This window comes from Myxococcus vastator (assembly GCF_010894475.1).
Classification (GTDB): domain Bacteria; phylum Myxococcota; class Myxococcia; order Myxococcales; family Myxococcaceae; genus Myxococcus; species Myxococcus vastator.
The window spans coordinates 1-854 of sequence record NZ_JAAIYB010000906.1 but is presented as its reverse complement, the minus strand read 5'-3'; the positions used below and the strand labels follow the sequence as shown (position 1 = coordinate 854).

The 854-nt window shown below is 65.9% G+C and carries 1 protein-coding gene; it reads left to right on the top strand.

Going from position 1 to position 854, the window contains the following annotated elements; translation table 11 throughout:
- A partial coding sequence (gene tuf / locus G4D87_RS38255; protein ID WP_163787648.1) for an elongation factor Tu occupies positions 1-854 on the top strand: 854 nt, incomplete at both ends.

Sequence of the window (854 nt, the reverse complement as noted above, 5' to 3'; positions counted from 1 at the left end):
GGTCACGCCGACTACGTGAAGAACATGATTACGGGCGCGGCGCAGATGGACGGCGCCATCCTGGTGGTGTCGGCGGCGGACGGCCCGATGCCGCAGACGCGTGAGCACATCCTGCTGGCGCGCCAGGTCGGCGTTCCGTACATCGTGGTCTTCCTGAACAAGGTGGACATGCTGGACGACCCCGAGCTGCGCGAGCTCGTGGAGATGGAAGTCCGCGACCTGCTCAAGAAGTACGAGTTCCCTGGCGACGACATCCCCATCGTCCCGGGCTCCGCGCTCAAGGCGCTGGAGGGTGACACCAGCGACATCGGCGAGCCGGCCGTCCTGAAGCTGATGGAGGCGGTGGACAGCTACATCCCGACGCCGCAGCGCGCGACGGACAAGCCCTTCCTGATGCCGGTGGAGGACGTGTTCTCCATCTCTGGCCGCGGTACGGTGGCCACGGGCCGCGTCGAGCGCGGCATCATCAAGGTCGGCGAGGAAGTGGAAGTCGTCGGTCTGCGTCCGACGCAGAAGACGGTCGTCACGGGCGTGGAGATGTTCCGCAAGCTGCTGGACCAGGGCATGGCGGGCGACAACATCGGCGCGCTGGTGCGTGGCCTGAAGCGCGAGGACATGGAGCGCGGCCAGGTGCTGGCCAAGCCGGGCAGCATCACCCCGCACACCAAGTTCAAGGCGCAGATTTACGTGCTCTCGAAGGAGGAGGGTGGCCGTCACACCCCGTTCTTCAAGGGGTACCGTCCGCAGTTCTACTTCCGCACCACGGACGTGACGGGCTCGGTGAAGCTGCCGGAGAACGTCGAAATGGTGATGCCGGGCGACAACATCGCCATCGAGGTGGAGCTCATCACCCC